12 protein-coding genes are annotated in these 14,590 nt (G+C 76.1%); 8 read left to right on the top strand and 4 right to left on the bottom strand.

Translation table 11 applies throughout. The annotated features are described in order from the left end of the window. The first annotated feature begins 51 nt into the window (after nt 1-51). From ACFYUZ_RS15895 to ACFYUZ_RS15910, 4 genes are read left to right on the top strand one after another with little or no spacing between them, the layout of a single operon-like run. Nucleotides 52-1,173 carry a glycosyltransferase family 4 protein gene (locus tag ACFYUZ_RS15895; RefSeq protein ID WP_389309247.1) on the top strand — a complete coding sequence of 374 codons (1,122 nt, stop codon included), beginning with the start codon at nt 52-54 and terminating at the stop codon, nt 1,171-1,173. After that, nucleotides 1,170-2,354 (top strand): glycosyltransferase, encoded by a 1,185-nt coding sequence (locus ACFYUZ_RS15900; RefSeq protein ID WP_389309248.1) that lies wholly within the window; start codon nt 1,170-1,172, stop codon nt 2,352-2,354. Before ACFYUZ_RS15895 ends, ACFYUZ_RS15900 begins: the two co-directional genes overlap by 4 nt. Next, the gene (locus ACFYUZ_RS15905) at nt 2,351-3,304 is read left to right on the top strand and encodes an SGNH/GDSL hydrolase family protein (protein WP_389309250.1); all 954 of its coding nucleotides are present in this window, start codon (nt 2,351-2,353) and stop codon (nt 3,302-3,304) included. Before ACFYUZ_RS15900 ends, ACFYUZ_RS15905 begins: the two co-directional genes overlap by 4 nt. Beyond that, nucleotides 3,301-6,894, top strand: a complete 3,594-nt coding sequence (locus ACFYUZ_RS15910) for a hydantoinase B/oxoprolinase family protein (protein WP_389309252.1) — start codon at nt 3,301-3,303, stop codon at nt 6,892-6,894. The genes ACFYUZ_RS15905 and ACFYUZ_RS15910 overlap by 4 nt, the downstream gene beginning before the upstream one ends. Nucleotides 6,895-6,897: 3 nt before the next feature. On the opposite strand, the gene ACFYUZ_RS15915 is transcribed toward ACFYUZ_RS15910, so the two are convergent. The 4 genes from ACFYUZ_RS15915 to ACFYUZ_RS15930 all read right to left on the bottom strand — a co-directional run bounded on the left by ACFYUZ_RS15915 (nt 6,898) and on the right by ACFYUZ_RS15930 (nt 10,600). After that, entirely contained in the window at nt 6,898-7,761 is an 864-nt protein-coding gene (locus ACFYUZ_RS15915) for a biotin-dependent carboxyltransferase family protein (RefSeq protein WP_389309254.1), read from the bottom strand. Continuing rightward, nucleotides 7,758-8,378 carry an allophanate hydrolase subunit 1 gene (locus ACFYUZ_RS15920; RefSeq protein WP_389309256.1) on the bottom strand — a complete coding sequence of 207 codons (621 nt, stop codon included), beginning with the start codon at nt 8,376-8,378 and terminating at the stop codon, nt 7,758-7,760. Before ACFYUZ_RS15920 ends, ACFYUZ_RS15915 begins: the two co-directional genes overlap by 4 nt. Then, complete coding sequence (locus ACFYUZ_RS15925) at nt 8,375-9,139, bottom strand: LamB/YcsF family protein (RefSeq protein ID WP_389309258.1); 765 nt, start codon at nt 9,137-9,139, stop codon at nt 8,375-8,377. The genes ACFYUZ_RS15920 and ACFYUZ_RS15925 overlap by 4 nt, the downstream gene beginning before the upstream one ends. Before the next feature lie 180 nt (nt 9,140-9,319). Continuing rightward, the gene (locus ACFYUZ_RS15930; protein WP_389309260.1) at nt 9,320-10,600 is read right to left on the bottom strand and encodes an MFS transporter; all 1,281 of its coding nucleotides are present in this window, start codon (nt 10,598-10,600) and stop codon (nt 9,320-9,322) included. Between the two features lie 181 nt (nt 10,601-10,781). Between ACFYUZ_RS15930 and ACFYUZ_RS15935 the strand changes: the two genes are divergently transcribed. The 4 genes from ACFYUZ_RS15935 to ACFYUZ_RS15950 all read left to right on the top strand — a co-directional run bounded on the left by ACFYUZ_RS15935 (nt 10,782) and on the right by ACFYUZ_RS15950 (nt 14,551). Beyond that, complete coding sequence (locus ACFYUZ_RS15935; protein WP_389309261.1) at nt 10,782-11,492, top strand: GntR family transcriptional regulator; 711 nt, start codon at nt 10,782-10,784, stop codon at nt 11,490-11,492. 88 nt (nt 11,493-11,580) lie between these two features. Continuing rightward, on the top strand, nt 11,581-13,125 hold the full coding sequence (locus tag ACFYUZ_RS15940) for a hypothetical protein (RefSeq protein ID WP_389309263.1): 1,545 nt from the start codon (nt 11,581-11,583) through the stop codon (nt 13,123-13,125). After that, the gene (locus ACFYUZ_RS15945; RefSeq protein WP_389309265.1) at nt 13,122-13,652 is read left to right on the top strand and encodes a hypothetical protein; all 531 of its coding nucleotides are present in this window, start codon (nt 13,122-13,124) and stop codon (nt 13,650-13,652) included. The genes ACFYUZ_RS15940 and ACFYUZ_RS15945 overlap by 4 nt, the downstream gene beginning before the upstream one ends. Then, on the top strand, nt 13,649-14,551 hold the full coding sequence (locus ACFYUZ_RS15950) for a hypothetical protein (RefSeq protein ID WP_389309267.1): 903 nt from the start codon (nt 13,649-13,651) through the stop codon (nt 14,549-14,551). The genes ACFYUZ_RS15945 and ACFYUZ_RS15950 overlap by 4 nt, the downstream gene beginning before the upstream one ends. Nucleotides 14,552-14,590: the final 39 nt, after the last annotated feature.

Below are 14,590 nucleotides of genomic sequence, written 5' to 3' on the forward strand. Positions count from 1 at the left end.
CGTCCAGATCCACGTCGGCGGGGGCACGCCGAGCGCGACGACAACACCCGTATGCGTGTCGTCATCGTCACCGAATCCTTCCCTCCCGACGTCAACGGTGTGGCGCACTGCGCCCTGCAGACCGCGCGCCACCTCGTCCGGCGGGGGCACACCCCGCTCGTCATCGCCCCCGCCGTCGCCGACCCGGCCGCGGACGCCGACGCCCCCTGCGCCGTCGTCCGGGTGCCCTCCCTCCCCCTGCCCGGCTATCCGCAGGTGCGCGTCGCCCTGCCCAGCCGCCGGGGCGCCGCCGCCATCGCCGCCCACCGCGCCGACCTCGTCCACCTCGCCGGGCCCTTCGTGCTCGGCGTGCGGGGGATGACCGCCGCCGCCCGGCTCGGCATACCCGCCGTCGCCGTCTACCAGACCGACCTCGCCGGCTACGCGCGCACGTACGTCGGGACCGGCGAGGGCGCCGCCTGGCGCCGCCTCCGCGCCGTGCACGGCGCCGCCGACCGCACCCTCGCCCCCTCCTCGGCCGCCGCGCGCGACCTGGAGGCCCACGGCATCGGCCGCATCCGGCTCTGGGGACGCGGGGTGGACACCGCCCGCTTCCGCCCCGGACTGCGCGACACCGCCCTGCGCCGGGAGCTCGCCCCCGACGGAGAACTCCTCGTCGGCTACGTGGGCCGCCTGGCGCCCGAGAAGCGGGTGGACCTGCTCGCCGGAGCCCGCGCGCTCCCCGGCGTCCGGCTCGTGGTCGTCGGGGACGGGCCGAGCGCGCCCGCCCTGCGCGCCGCCCTGCCGGACGCCCGGTTCCTGGGCCGCCGCACCGGCACGGACCTGGCCCGGATCTTCGCCTCGCTCGACGTGTTCGTCCACACCGGCCCGTACGAGACGTTCTGCCAGACCGTCCAGGAGGCCATGGCGAGCGGGGTCCCCGTCGTCGCCCCGGCCGCAGGCGGGCCCCTGGACCTGGTCGACCACGGCCGCACGGGCCTGCTCGTCCCGCCGGGCGACCCGGACGCGCTGCGCGAGGCCGTCGCCGCGCTGGCCGCGGCGCCCGGGACGCGCGCCGCCCTCGGCCCGGCCGGGCGTGCCGCCGTGGAGGGACGCACCTGGGAGGCGCTCGGCGACGAACTGATCGGCCACTACCTGGAGGTGCTGCGCGAGCGGACGGCGGTGGCGGCGTGAACGGCGCCCGTACGGCGGACCGCACCGGGCTCCGGATCGTGCGGCTCGCGAACTTCGTGACGCCCACCTCGGGCGGCCTGCGCACCGCCCTCGACCAGCTCGGCCGCGGCTACCTGGCCGCCGGGCACGAGCCCGTCCTCGTCGTCCCCGGCGACGCCGCGAGCGACCGCCGCACCGAGCAGGGCCGGGTCGTCACGCTCCCCGGCCCCGTGCTGCCCGGCACCGGCGGCTACCGGGTCCTCGCCGACCGGCGCCGGGTCCGCCGGCTCCTCGACGAACTCGCCCCCGACCGGATCGAGGTCTCGGACCGCACCACGCTGCGGTGGACGGGGGAGTGGGCGCGACGCGCGCGCGTGCCGTCGGTCATGGTCTCCCACGAGACCGCGGACGGGGTGCTGCGCACCTGGGGCGTGCCGCCCGCGCTCGCGGCCGGCGCGGCGGACCGGCTCAACCGCCGCACCGCGTGGGCCTTCGCGCGGATCGTGTGCACGACGGAGTGGGCGGAGCGCGAGTTCGTGCGGATCGGGGCCCGCAACGTCGTACGGGCCCCGCTCGGCGTGGACCTGGACCGCTGCCGGCCCGGCCGCCGCGGCGCCGTGCCGCGCGCCCGGTACGCCGGCGGGGAGCGGGTGCTGCTCCTGCTGTGCTCGCGCCTCTCGGTCGAGAAACGGCCGGGCACGGCCCTGGACGCCCTGGAGGAGCTGCGGGCCTCGGGGACCGCGGCGGCGCTCGTGGTCGCCGGGGACGGGCCGCTGAGGGGCGCCCTGGAGCGGCGGGCGCGCGAGCGGCGGCTCCCGGTGCGGTTCCTCGGCCACGTCGCCGACCGGGAGGACCTGGCGGACCTCCAGGCGGCGGCCGACGTGTGCCTGGCGCCGGGACCCGCGGAGACGTTCGGCCTCTCCGCCCTGGAGGCCCTGGCCTGCGGGACCCCCGTCGTGGTCAGCGCCTCCTCCGCCCTGCCCGAGGTCGTCGGCACGGCCGGGGCGGCCGCCGCCGACACGCCGGGCGCCTTCGCCGACGGGGTGCGGAGCCTTCTCGCGGTCCCGGAGGACGTCCGCCGGCGGGCCGCACGCACGCGTGCGGAGCTCTTCTCCTGGGACCGCGCCGTCACCGCCTTCCTCCGCGCCCACGACGCCCTCCCGGCAGTCCGGCCGCGCCTCCCCGAGGAGGCCCGCCGATGACCGGGGAGAGGGCGGGGGCGGGGACGGCCACGAAAGCCGCCGGGGCCGTTCCGGGGACCGCGCCCGGGGGCCCGGCCGCGCGGGGCGGTGCCACCGTCCCGCGCGGCTCCGCCGGCCCCCTCCGGTTCGCCGTGGTCGGGGACTCGTTCAGCGAGGGCGTCGGGGACCGGGTCGGCGGGACCTGGCGGGGGTGGGCGGCGCTGCTCGCCGAAGGACTCACGGCCGAGGGACGGGGGACGGCCTTCCTGAACCTCGCCGTCAGCGGGGCGCTCAGCGCGGACGTCGCCGACGAACAGGCGCCCCGCGCCCTCGCGTTCCGGCCGCACCTCGCCTCCGTCGTCGTCGGCGTGAACGACACCCTGCGCCACACCTTCGACATCGGGCTCCTCGCCCGCTGCCTGGACCGGGTCTGCGCCGACCTCGACGCCGTCGGAGCCGTGCTCCTGACGGCCTGTCTTCCCGATCCCGGCCGGATGCTCGGCCTCCCACCGCCCCTGGCGCGCCCGCTCGCCCGCCGCCAGCGCTCCGTCAACGCCGTCGTGCACGCGCTGTCCGACCGGTACGGAGCCGTCCACCTTCACCTGGCCGATCCCGTCTGGACCGAGGACCGCGCCCTGTGGAGCGCCGACCGCCTGCACCCCGGCGAACGCGGCCACCGGGCCGTCGCCGCCGGCTTCCACCGGCTCCTCGCCGCACGGGGACTCGCCCACGGCGCACCGCCCCGGACGGAGCCCGCCCAGCCGTCGCCGACCCGTAGCGAGGCCCTGCTCTGGCTCGCCACCGCCGGCACGGGCTGGGTCCTGCGCCGCAGCCGCGACCTGCTCCCGCAGCTCCTCCTGCTCGCGGGCGCCGAACTGCGCCATTGGGCGGACGGAACCGGCACGGAACCCCTCGACGCGCGCGCGGACGCGGCCCTCACGGCCGCGCTCGCGGCCACAATGGGGAGATGAGCGGGCGCTGGGAGTTCTGGATCGACCGGGGCGGCACCTTCACCGACGTCGTCGGGCGACGGCCCGACGGCCGGCTCGTCAGCCGCAAGGTGCTCTCCCACGACCCAGCCCGCGGCCAGGACGCGGCCGTCGCCGGCATCCGCCTCCTCCTCGGCCTGGACCCCGGCGAACCCGTCCCCGCCGACCGCGTCGCCCTCGTCAAGATGGGCACCACCGTCGCCACCAACGCCCTCCTGGAGCGGCGCGGCGAGCCGACCGTGCTCCTCATCACCGAGGGCTTCCGCGACGCCCTCCGCATCGCGTACCAGAACCGGCCCCGGCTCTTCGACCGGCACATCGTGCTGCCCGAGGCGGTGTACGCGCGCGTGATCGAGGTCCCCGAGCGGGTCGACGCCCGGGGCCGTGTCGTCCGTCCGCTGGACGAGCCCGCCGTCGCCGGAGCGCTCGCCGCCGCGCACCGCGACGGCTTCCGCGCCGCCGCCGTCGTCCTGCTGCACGGCTACCGGCACCCCGAGCACGAGGCCCGGGTCGCGGCGGCGGCCCGCGCCGCCGGCTTCACCCAGATCAGCTGCTCGCACGAGGTCAGCCCGCTCATCAAGCTCGTCCCGCGCGGCGACACCACCGTCGTCGACGCCTACCTCTCGCCGATCCTGCGCCGGTACGTCGACGAGGTCGCCCGCGAACTCGCCGGAATCCGCCTCATGTTCATGCAGTCCAACGGGGGCCTCCGCGAGGCGGCCCACTTCCGAGGCAAGGACGCGGTCCTGTCGGGCCCGGCGGGCGGCGTCGTCGGCATGGCCCGCACCTCGGCGCAGGCGGGGCACGACCGTGTCATCGGCTTCGACATGGGCGGCACCTCCACCGACGTGTCGCACTACGCGGGCGCCTTCGAGCGTGAACTCGGCACACAGGTCGCCGGGGTGCGGATGCGGGCGCCCATGATGAGCATCCACACCGTCGCGGCGGGCGGCGGCTCCGTCCTCCACTACGACGGGCGCCGCTACCGGGTCGGCCCCGACTCGGCCGGCGCCGTCCCCGGACCCGCCTGCTACCGCCGCGGCGGCCCCCTGACGGTCACCGACGCCAACGTCATGCTCGGGCGCGTCCAGCCCGACCACTTCCCCGCCGTCTTCGGCGAGACCGGCGACCGTCCGCTCGACGCCGAGGTCGTACGGGAGCGGTTCACCGCCCTCGCCGAGGAGGTCGGCGGCGGCCGCACCCCCGAGGAGGTCGCCGCGGGCTTCCTGGAGATCGCCGTCCTCGACATGGCCAACGCCGTCAAGAAGATCTCCGTGGAGCGCGGCCACGACGTCACCCGGTACGCCCTCACCAGCTTCGGCGGCGCCGGCGGCCAGCACGCCTGCGCCGTCGCCGACGCCCTGGGCGTCGACACCGTCCTCGTGCCCCCGCTGGCCGGAGTGCTCTCGGCGTACGGGATCGGGCTCGCCGACGCCACCGCCATGCGGGAGCGGTCCGTCGAGGCCGAGCTCGACGCCGCCGGCACCCCCGAGCGCGTGACCGCCCTCTGCGCCGAACTCGCCGACCGCACCCGCGAGGAGCTCCGCGCCGACGGACTGCCGGACGAGGCGATCACCACGCACGCCCGCGTGCTCCTGCGGTACGCGGGCACGGACGCGAGCCTCCCCGTCGACCTCGCACCGCCCGACGAGCTGAGAAGCGCGTTCACGGAGGTCCACCGGGCGCGGTACGCCTTCACCCTGGACCGGCCGCTCGTCGTCGAGACCGTCACCGTCGAGGCCGTCGGAAGCGCCGGCCCGCACGGACCGGTCCTCGTCGACACCGCGGAGCGGAGCGGCCCCCTCGCCCCCGTGGCCACCGTCCGGATGCACAGCGCCGGCACGCCCCGCGACGCCCCGCTCCACCGGCGCGAGGACCTGCGGCCGGGCGACGCCGTGGACGGGCCCGCGATCCTCGCCGAGGCCGACGCCACGACCGTCGTCGACACCGGCTGGCGGGCCACCGCGACCGACAGCGGCCACCTCCTGCTGCGCCGTGTCGCCCCCCGCCCCGCGCGCACGGCCGCCGGCACGGACGTGGACCCCGTCCTCCTGGAGGTCTTCAACAACCTCTTCATGTCCATCGCCGAGCAGATGGGCGTCCGCCTGGAGAACACCGCCCAGTCGGTCAACATCAAGGAACGCCTCGACTTCTCCTGCGCCCTCTTCGACGCCGAGGGCAACCTGATCGCCAACGCGCCCCACATCCCCGTCCACCTCGGTTCCATGGGGGAGTCCATCAAGGAGGTGCTCCGCCGGCGCGGGGACGACCTGCGCCCCGGCGACGCGTACGCGATCAACGACCCGTACCACGGCGGCACCCACCTCCCCGACGTCACCGTCGTGACCCCGGTCTTCGACGACACGGGCGAAGAGCTCCGCTTCCTCGTCGCCTCCCGCGGCCACCACGCCGAGATCGGCGGCATCACCCCCGGCTCCATGCCCGCCTTCAGCCGGACCGTCGACGAGGAGGGCGTCCTCTTCGACGACTGGCTGCTCGTCCGCGACGGACACCTCCGCGAGACCGAGACCCGCGCCCTGCTCACCGGCGCCCGCCACCCCTCCCGCGACCCGGACACCAACCTCGCCGACCTGCGCGCCCAGATCGCCGCCAACGAGAAGGGCATCGAGGAACTGCGCCGCACGGTCGAGGAGTTCGGGCTCGACGTCGTCCAGGCCTACATGCGGCACGTCCGCGCCAACGCCGAGGAGTCCGTACGGCGCATCGTCGCCCGCCTCCACGACGGCGAGTACCGCTACGAGACCGACGGGGGCGCGGTGATCCGGGTCGCCGTCCGGATCGACCGCGAACGGCGCTCCGCCCTCGTCGACTTCACCGGCACCTCCGCCCAGCTGCCCGGGAACGCCAACGCGCCCACCGCCGTCGTCATGGCCGCCGTCCTGTACGTCTTCCGCACCCTGGTCGACGAGGACATCCCGCTCAACAGCGGCTGCCTGGAGCCCCTGGAGGTCCGCGTCCCGCCCGGCTCCATGCTCGCCCCCGTCCACCCGGCGGCCACCGTCGCCGGGAACGTCGAGACCTCCCAGGCCGTGACGGGCGCGCTCTACGCGGCCCTCGGCGTCCAGGCCGAGGGCTCCGGCACCATGAACAACGTCACCTTCGGCAACGCGCGCGTGCAGTACTACGAGACCGTCGCGAGCGGGTCGGGCGCGGGCGACGGCTTCGACGGCGCCGACGCCGTCCAGACCCACATGACCAACTCCCGGCTCACGGACCCCGAGATCCTGGAGTGGCGCCACCCCGTCCGGGTCGACGCCTTCGCAGTACGGGAGGACAGCGGCGGGCGCGGCCGATGGCACGGCGGCCGCGGCGTGGAGCGGCGCCTGCGCTTCCTGGAGCCGATGACGGTGGCCCTCCTCACCGGCCACCGCAGGGTCCCGCCGTACGGGATGGCCGGCGGCGAGCCGGGCGCCCTCGGCGAGAACCTCGTGGAACGCGCCGACGGCACCGTCGAGCACCTCGAAGGCGCCGCCACCACGGAGGTGGGCCCCGACGACGTCCTGGTCCTGCGCACCCCCGGCGGCGGGGGCTACGGCCCGCCGCCCCCGTGACCCTCACCGCACCGGCACGAACCGCACCGGCGTCCCCGGCACCGCCTGCGCCGCCGCGCCCAGATCGGCCTCCCGCACCACCGCGACCACCGGATAGCCCCCGGTCGTCGGATGGTCCGCCAGGAACACCACAGGGCGCCCGTCCGGCGGCACCTGCACCGCGCCCAGGACCATGCCCTCGCTCGGCAGCTCGCCCGGCACGGCCCGCTCCAGGGCCGGGCCCTCCAGACGCAGCCCGATCCGGTTGCTCGCCGGCGACACCCGGTACGCGCGCGTGGAGAAGGTCCGGACCGCGTCGGCGGTGAACCAGTCGTCACGGGGACCGAGCCGGACACGCAGGACGAGCTCGGCCGCCGGGCCCGGCCACGGCGGGGCGTCGACCGGCACCCGTACGCCCGTGTCCGCCCCCAGCGGCAGCACCGCCCCCTCCGCGAGCGGCGCGGGACCGAGGCCCGACAGCAGGTCGGAGGAGCGGCTGCCGAGCACCGGCGCGACGGCGATCCCGCCGCCGAACGCCACGTACGAACGCAGTCCGCGCACGGCCGCGCCCACCTCCAGGACCGACCCGGCGCCGACGCGGACCGTCGTCCCCCAGGCGGCCGGGCGGCCGTCGACCCGGACCGGGCACGGCGCGCCGCCCACCGCCACGGTCACCGCGCACCGGGGCCGCAGCGCGCACCCGCTGACGGTGGTCTCCAGGACCGCCGCGTCCTCCGCGTTGCCGACGAGCCGGTTGACGAGGCGCCCGGCCGCCGGGTCGAGGGCGCCCGAGCGGGGCACGCCGAGGTGCGCGTACCCCGTGCGCCCCAGGTCCTGGACGGTGGTCAGCGCCCCGGCCCGGACCACGGCGACGGCCCGGTCGCTCATCGCCCGCCCTCCGCCGTGAACCGGACCCGGGTTCCGGGCGCGAGCAGCGCGGCCGGGTCCCGTCCGGAGTCCCACAGCACCACGTCCGTGGTGCCGATCAGCTGCCAGCCGCCGGGGGAGGAGCGCGGGTACACCCCCGTGTACGGGCCGGCCAGGGCGACCGACCCGGCCGGGACGGCCGTCCGCGGGGTGGCCCGGCGGGGCACCCCGTACCGCTCGCCGAGCCCGGTCAGATAGCCGAAGCCGGGCGCGAACCCGCAGAAGGCGACCCGGAACTCGGCCGCCGTGTGGATCCGCACCGCCGCCTCCACGGACACCCCCCAGAGCGCGGCGACCTCCGGCAGGTCGGGCCCGTCGTAGCGCACCGGCACTTCGACGGCCTCGCCCGCGCGCGCGTGGAGCGGTCCCGGCTCCCAGCCGGTCAGCTCGGCCGCCAGCCGCTCCGGGTCGTCCACCCCGTCGAGGAGCACCGTCCGCGCCGCCGGCACGATCTCCCGTACGGCGGGCAGCGCACCGGCCGCCCGCCGCCGCAGCAGCTCGGCGTGGAAGGCCTCGGTGGCGTCGCCGCCCTCCAGCTCCACCAGGAGGGCCCGGTCGCCCGCCCTCAGCACCCTCACGCGAAGGCCTCCACGCGCACGCCGGAGGCTTCGAGCCGCTCCCGGACCCGCCGGGCGAGGCCCACCGCCCCCGGGGTGTCCCCGTGCAGGCAGAGCGACCGGGCCCGCACGGCGACGGGGCTCCCGCAGTGCGCCGTGACGACCCCGGACCGGGCCATGGACACCGAGCGTTCGACGACCTCGTCCGGGTCCGTGACGACGGCTCCCTCCTGCCCCCGTGGCAGCAGGGAGCCGTCCGCCCGGTAGGCCCGGTCGCCGAAGGCCTCGGTCACGACCGGCAGTCCGGCCGCAGCGGCGGCCTCGTGCAGCCGGGACCCCGGCAGCCCGAGGACGGGCAGCGTCCGGTCGGCGAGCAGCACGCCCTCGACGACCGCCGCCGCCTGCTCCGCGTCCCGGACCACCCGGTTGTAGAGCGCCCCGTGCGGCTTCACGTACGAGACCCGCGAGCCGGCGGCCCGGGCGAAGACCTCCAGGGCGCCGATCTGGTACGCCACCTCGGCGGCCAGCTCCGCCGCCGGGACGTCCATCGCCCGCCGTCCGAAGCCGGCCAGGTCGCGGTAGGACACCTGGGCCCCGATCCGTACCCCGCGGGCCGCCGCGAGCTCGCAGACCCGCCGCATGGTGACCGCGTCCCCGGCGTGGAAGCCGCAGGCCACGTTGGCGCTGGTGACGACGGACAGGAGCTGCTCGTCGTCGGTCAGCGTCCAGCGGCCGAAGCCCTCTCCGAGGTCGGCGTTGAGATCGATCGGGACCGGGGTCATGCGGTGCTTCCTCTCCCACCCGGTGGTGCGGTGGTGCTCAGGGACGCGCCGTGCGGTTCACACGGCGACGCGGTAGTGGTCGTCCCGGACGCCGGTGACGGACGTCCGGTCCGGGGGCGTGGGTGAGCGCGAACGGCGGGCACGCGCGCGCCTCGCGCGGATCGAGAACCGCCGTCCCGCTCATACGAGTTCCCTCCCCCGGGTCTCGGGCAGTCCGAACAGCGCGAGCACGGCCAGGCCGTAGCCGACGGCGCCGAAGACCAGCGCCCCGCCCACGCCCCAGCTCCCGGCGAGGAAGCCGACCAGGGTCGGGAAGACGGCTCCGACCGCGCGCCCCGTGTTGTACGTGAGCCCCTGCCCCGTGCCGCGCACCGGCGTCGGGTACAGCTCCGCGAGGAAGGAACCGAAGCCGCTGAAGATGGCCGACATGCAGAAGCCGAGCGGAAAACCGAGCAGCAGGAGGAGGGTGTTCGCCCCGGCGGGGAGGTGGGTGTAGGCGAGGACGGACACCGCGGACAGCACGGCGAAGAGGGCGATGTTCTTCTTCCTGCCGAGCCGGTCGGTGAGGTGTCCGCCGGTCAGGTAGCCGGTGAAGGCCCCGGAGATCAGCAGGGTCAGATACCCGCCGGTGCCCACCACGGTCAGGCCGCGCTCGGTCTTCAGGAAGGTCGGGACCCAGGTGGCGAGCGTGTAGTAGCCGCCCTGGACGCCGGTCGAGAGCAGGGTCGCGAAGAGCGTGGTGCGCAGCAGACCGGGCCGGAACACGGCCCCGAGCGAGCCCCGTCCGGCGTCGGCCCTGCGGGCCTCGGCGGCCCGCGGGGCGTCCTCCACGTTCCGCCGCACGTAGACGACGAGGAGAGCGGGCAGCGCTCCCGTCCAGAAGAGGATCCGCCAGGCGAGGTCCGGGTCGGCCCACCGGAACACCAGGGTGTAGGCGAGCACGGCGAGCGCCCACCCGGCCGCCCAGGCGCTCTGGACGGCGCCGAGCGTCCGGCCCCGGTGCCTCGCGGAGGCGTACTCGGCGACCAGGATCGCGCCGACGGCCCACTCGCCGCCGAAGCCCAGGCCCTGGAGGGCCCGGAAGACCAGCAGCGTCTCGTAGTTCGGGGCGAAACCGCACAGGACGGTGAAGACCGCGTAGGTGACGACCGTGATCATCAGCGCCCTCACCCGCCCGACGCGGTCGGCCAGGACGCCGGCGAGGACGCCGCCCACCGCGGAGACGACGAGGGTGACGGTGGTCAGGAGGCCGGTCCGGCCCTTGTCGAGGCCGAAGTGGGCGGCGATGGCCACCATCGACAGCGGCAGGGTGAAGAAGTCGTAGGAGTCCAGGGCGTATCCGCCGAAAGCGCCGCCGAAGGCGCGCCGGCCGCGGGGCCCGAGGCCGCGCAGCCAGGCGAACGCGCCCGTGTCGTCGGGCCGTTCGCCCTGGGAGTGCTGCCGGGTCTGTGTCGTGCTCATCTGCACCTCGCAGGAGTGGGAGGCGTGCCTGAGAGACGTACGAGGGAACCGTGCGGTGCCGTCAAGGTAGAGGATTGTTCAACGATCCGACAAGAGGCGTGTTGTCGCCTCCCCGTTTCTGCGGTTGACTCGGCCGTTCCGCGGTCGACCCGGCCGCGGGCGACGGAAGGGGCGAGGCGCTGTGGACGTGAGCGGGACCGGCGGGCTGACGGACGACCGCGTGCTGCTCGGACGCACGAGCACGGCCGAGCGGGTCGCGGACATCCTGCGCACCCGGATCGCGGAGGGCTACTTCCCGCCCGGCGTCCGGCTCTCCGAGGAGAACATCGGCGGTGCCCTCGGTGTGTCCCGCAACACACTCCGCGAGGCCTTCCGGCTCCTCACCCACGAGCGCCTGCTCGTGCACGAGCTCAACCGGGGCGTCTTCGTCCGCGTCCTGGCGGTGGGTGACGTGGACGACATCTACCGCACCCGGCGGCTCGTCGAGTGCGCCGTCGTACGGGGTCTGGGGCAGCCGCCGTTCGCCGTCGAAGGCCTCGCCGCCGCCGTGGCCGAGGGCGAGGCCGCGGCCCGCGCCGCCGACTGGACGGGCGTCTCCACGGCCAACATCCACTTCCACCGCGAACTCGTCGCCCTCGCCGGCAGCGCCCGTACCGACGAGCTGATGCGCGGCGTCCTCGCCGAACTCCGCCTCGCCTTCCACGTGGTCGACGACCCGCGCGCCCTGCACGAGCCCTATCTCCGGAGGAACCGGGAGATCCTGGACGCCCTGCGCGCCGGTGAACGGGCCTCGGCGGAGCGACTCCTCGCCCGCTACCTCGACGACTCCCGCACCCGGGTCGCCGCCGCCTACGCCCGGGCCGTCGACGACCCGTCGGGCTCCGCCGGCTGACGGCAGAGGCCGTACGAGGCTACCGAGGGGGCCGGTCGTATCTGCGCCGTTTCGACCGTTGTCAGGGTGAGGACCTAATCTGTGCACCGTGACTTCGCCTGCCTCGACGGACCTCGCTCCGCCCCAGCTCAGCGCGGGGCCGCGCCCCGCGCAGGGCCCGGCCGCCGACGAAGGGCTCGCGCGGCGGCTCCGCGCGCTCGCGTGCACCGCCCCGCTGCACGACCTCGACGCGCGCAAGGCGAACCTGGCCGGCGAGTACACGGTCTACGCGATGGCCGAGGTGGCCCTCGCCGCGATCGACCTCATCACGCTGAACATGGACTTCGACACCGGCGCCGACCACGAGCAGATCGTCGCCCGCCTGCTGCCCCGCGTCGCCGCCCAGGCACCCGCCCGCCCCGCCGCCGAGCACGAGCGCGTCGCCCGCTGGGTCCTGGAGAACCTGATCAACGTCGGCAGCGTCGACCGCGGCTTCCGCGCCGTCTACGGCACCTTCGGCACCGACGGCGTCTACGTCCGCCGGGACTACGACTTCAAGCTCATCGAAGAGGTCCCGGGCTACGGCGGCGGGGTCTACCTCCGCACCACCGACGAAGCGGTCAACGTCCTCGTCGGAGCCCTCGACACCGACGTCACCAGCGCCCAGATCGCCGCCGAGGTGAAGCTGGAGGTCCTCATCAACCGGGGCCGCCTGGCCGACGCCCAGCTCGCCGCCGAGCAGGCGCGCTACCGGACCGTGCAGTACGCCGAGACCCTCCGCAAGACCCTGGAGGCCACCCGGCGCAACGTCCGCGCCGTCGACTGGCTCCACACCGTCCCCGACATGATCGCCGAGGCGCTCGACCACGTGGCCGACCGCTACCGCCACGAGAACGCGATCCTCACCAACATCCGCAAGGCCCGCGACGAGGCCGAGGCCACGAACGACGCGAAGACCGCGGAGCACAAGCGGCGCGCGGCCGAACTCGTCGACATAGTCAAGGACTGCATCCGCCGTCACACCCAGCTCCAGTCCCGCCTCCTCGAGGCCGGGCCCCTCTTCCGCGCCGAGCAGGACCGGCAGGCCTTCGCCGCCCCCACCGCGTACACCGGACTCGACCTCTACGGTCAGCTGGTCGCCCCCGTCCTGCCGCTCCCCGTCGAACAGGCCACCCGCGTCACCGACGCCTTCTTCGCCCGCGGCACCGGACTGCGCACCCCCGCCTCCGTCCGCCTCGGCGACCTCGTCGACCTGCTCCTCACCCCGCCCGTCGAGCGCGAGCACCTCGGCGCGGAGATGCCCGAGCCGGACCTCATCGCCACCCCCGACGACTCCCGCTTCAGCGAGGAGCAGCTCGCGAGCGCCATGCGCCTGCTCGACCTGGAGCACGACGCCCCGCGCCGCCTCTCCGGCCTGCTCGCCGAGGCCCGCCGCCTCGACCCCGACCTTCCGTACCTCGTCGCCCTCCTCGCCGTCCACGCGGCGAGCCCCCCGGTCGGCACCGCCTACCGCCAGGGAGAGGAGCGGCTCCTCTTCGCCGTCGACGACGGCACCCCGCTCGACGACCCCGAGTTCGGCGGCGCCGACCTCATCGTCGGTACGGCGATGCTCGACGCGGCGGGCATGGCCGCGGACCGCACGGAGGCCTCGTGACCCTCGTCCCCCAGGCCCCGGCGACAGCCACCGACCCGACCCTCCCCGACCCGCCGGCGACCGCCACCGACGGGGCCGCTCCGGTGCCGGAGCCGCTGCCGGAGTCCGAGCCCGTACGACCGGAGTCCGAGCCCGTACGAGAGGCCGGACCCGTACGCGCGTCGGTGCCGGCGCCCGCGCCGGAGTCCGAGCCGGTACGAGAGCCCGCACCCGAGCCCGTGCCCGTGCCCGTCCCCGTGCCCGAGCCCGTACGAGAGGCCGAGCCCGGCCGGGAGGCGCCCGCGGCCGTCGGGCGGCCGCGGTTCGGGACCGTGTCGGTGCCGGAGCCGGCCCGCACCCCGCCCGCGCGGCGCCGGGACCTGCCGTCCGTGCGCGCCGTGCGGCTCACGGACGAGCCGTCCGCGCCCGCCGACCGCCCCGGCCCCGCCGCCGCGCCGGCGTCCGTCACCCCCGTCCCGCTGCCCGTACCCCGACCCGCCGCCCGCGCCGTACCGACCGAGAGCCGTACCGAGGAGCCCCAGCCGTGAGCGAAACCCACGCCGAGTACACCGACGCGTGGAGCGAGCAGGAGCCCCCGCAGCCCCCGGCCGCGTCCGCCGCCTCCGCCGTCACCCCCGCGGACGCCGCCGACGCGGCCCGGCTCGTCTCCTTCGGCCTCCAGCCCAAGCTGCTCCCGGCCCGCGACGCCGAGTACACCGATCTCCTGCGCCGCTACCGCGAGGACCCCGCCTTCGCGCGCCTCGCCGACGCCGTCGCCACCGGCCTCGGACTCGTCGTCCTGGAGGTGTCCCCGCGCGCGGGGATGGCCGTCACCGCGGGCGAGGACTCCGTCTTCGCCGTCCGCATGGGCGACTACGCCCGCCGCGCCTCCACGGACTCCGCCGACCGGTTCCTGCACGGCCTCGCCCACCTCGCGGTCGCCGCCATGGCCTTCCCCCGGCCCGAGGACCTCGCCGACGACGCGTACATCGGCCGGCTCACGGTCAACGGCGTCGACGCCTTCGTGCGCCAGGCCTGTCTGCGCCTGGAGCAGCGCGCCGAGGAGCAGGGCGAGAACACCGACCCGGCCTCCGACGCCCCCGGCCTGGAGGCCGCCTGGCGGACCTACGCCCGCCGCAGCGCCACCGGAGCCACCAAGGACGCCCGCCGCCTCGCCGGTTCCACCACCGGCATCGTCGGCAAGGCCGCCGCCTTCCTCACCGACTCCGGTTTCCTCCAGCGCACCGGCGACGAGGGCGGCGGCTCCTACCGCACCACCGCCCGCTACCAGCTCCAGGTCCGCGACATGGCCGGCTCCGCCGCCATGGCCGAGCTCCTCGACCTCGGCGTCGTCCCCGTCAGCGACGGCTCCGCGACCCTCCTGCCGCCGCCCGAGGGCGACGACCTGGAACTCGCCGCCGACGCGGGACTCCCGTTCCACGCGTAACCGCCCCGCGCCACCGACCACTTCCAGTACGAGAGTCCG

Source organism: Streptomyces sp. NPDC004266 (assembly GCF_042874095.1).
Classification (GTDB): domain Bacteria; phylum Actinomycetota; class Actinomycetes; order Streptomycetales; family Streptomycetaceae; genus Streptomyces.

What these genes read in the sequence shown, in the direction of transcription:
- ACFYUZ_RS15895 (WP_389309247.1), top strand. Translation starts at nt 52, where the DNA reads ATGCGTGTCGTCATCGTCACCGAATCCTTCCCTCCCGACGTCAACGGT.
- ACFYUZ_RS15905 (WP_389309250.1), top strand. Translation starts at nt 2,351, where the DNA reads ATGACCGGGGAGAGGGCGGGGGCGGGGACGGCCACGAAAGCCGCCGGG.
- ACFYUZ_RS15910 (WP_389309252.1), top strand. Translation starts at nt 3,301, where the DNA reads ATGAGCGGGCGCTGGGAGTTCTGGATCGACCGGGGCGGCACCTTCACC.
- ACFYUZ_RS15915 (WP_389309254.1), bottom strand. Translation starts at nt 7,761, where the DNA reads ATGAGCGACCGGGCCGTCGCCGTGGTCCGGGCCGGGGCGCTGACCACC.
- ACFYUZ_RS15925 (WP_389309258.1), bottom strand. Translation starts at nt 9,139, where the DNA reads ATGACCCCGGTCCCGATCGATCTCAACGCCGACCTCGGAGAGGGCTTC.
- ACFYUZ_RS15930 (WP_389309260.1), bottom strand. Translation starts at nt 10,600, where the DNA reads ATGAGCACGACACAGACCCGGCAGCACTCCCAGGGCGAACGGCCCGAC.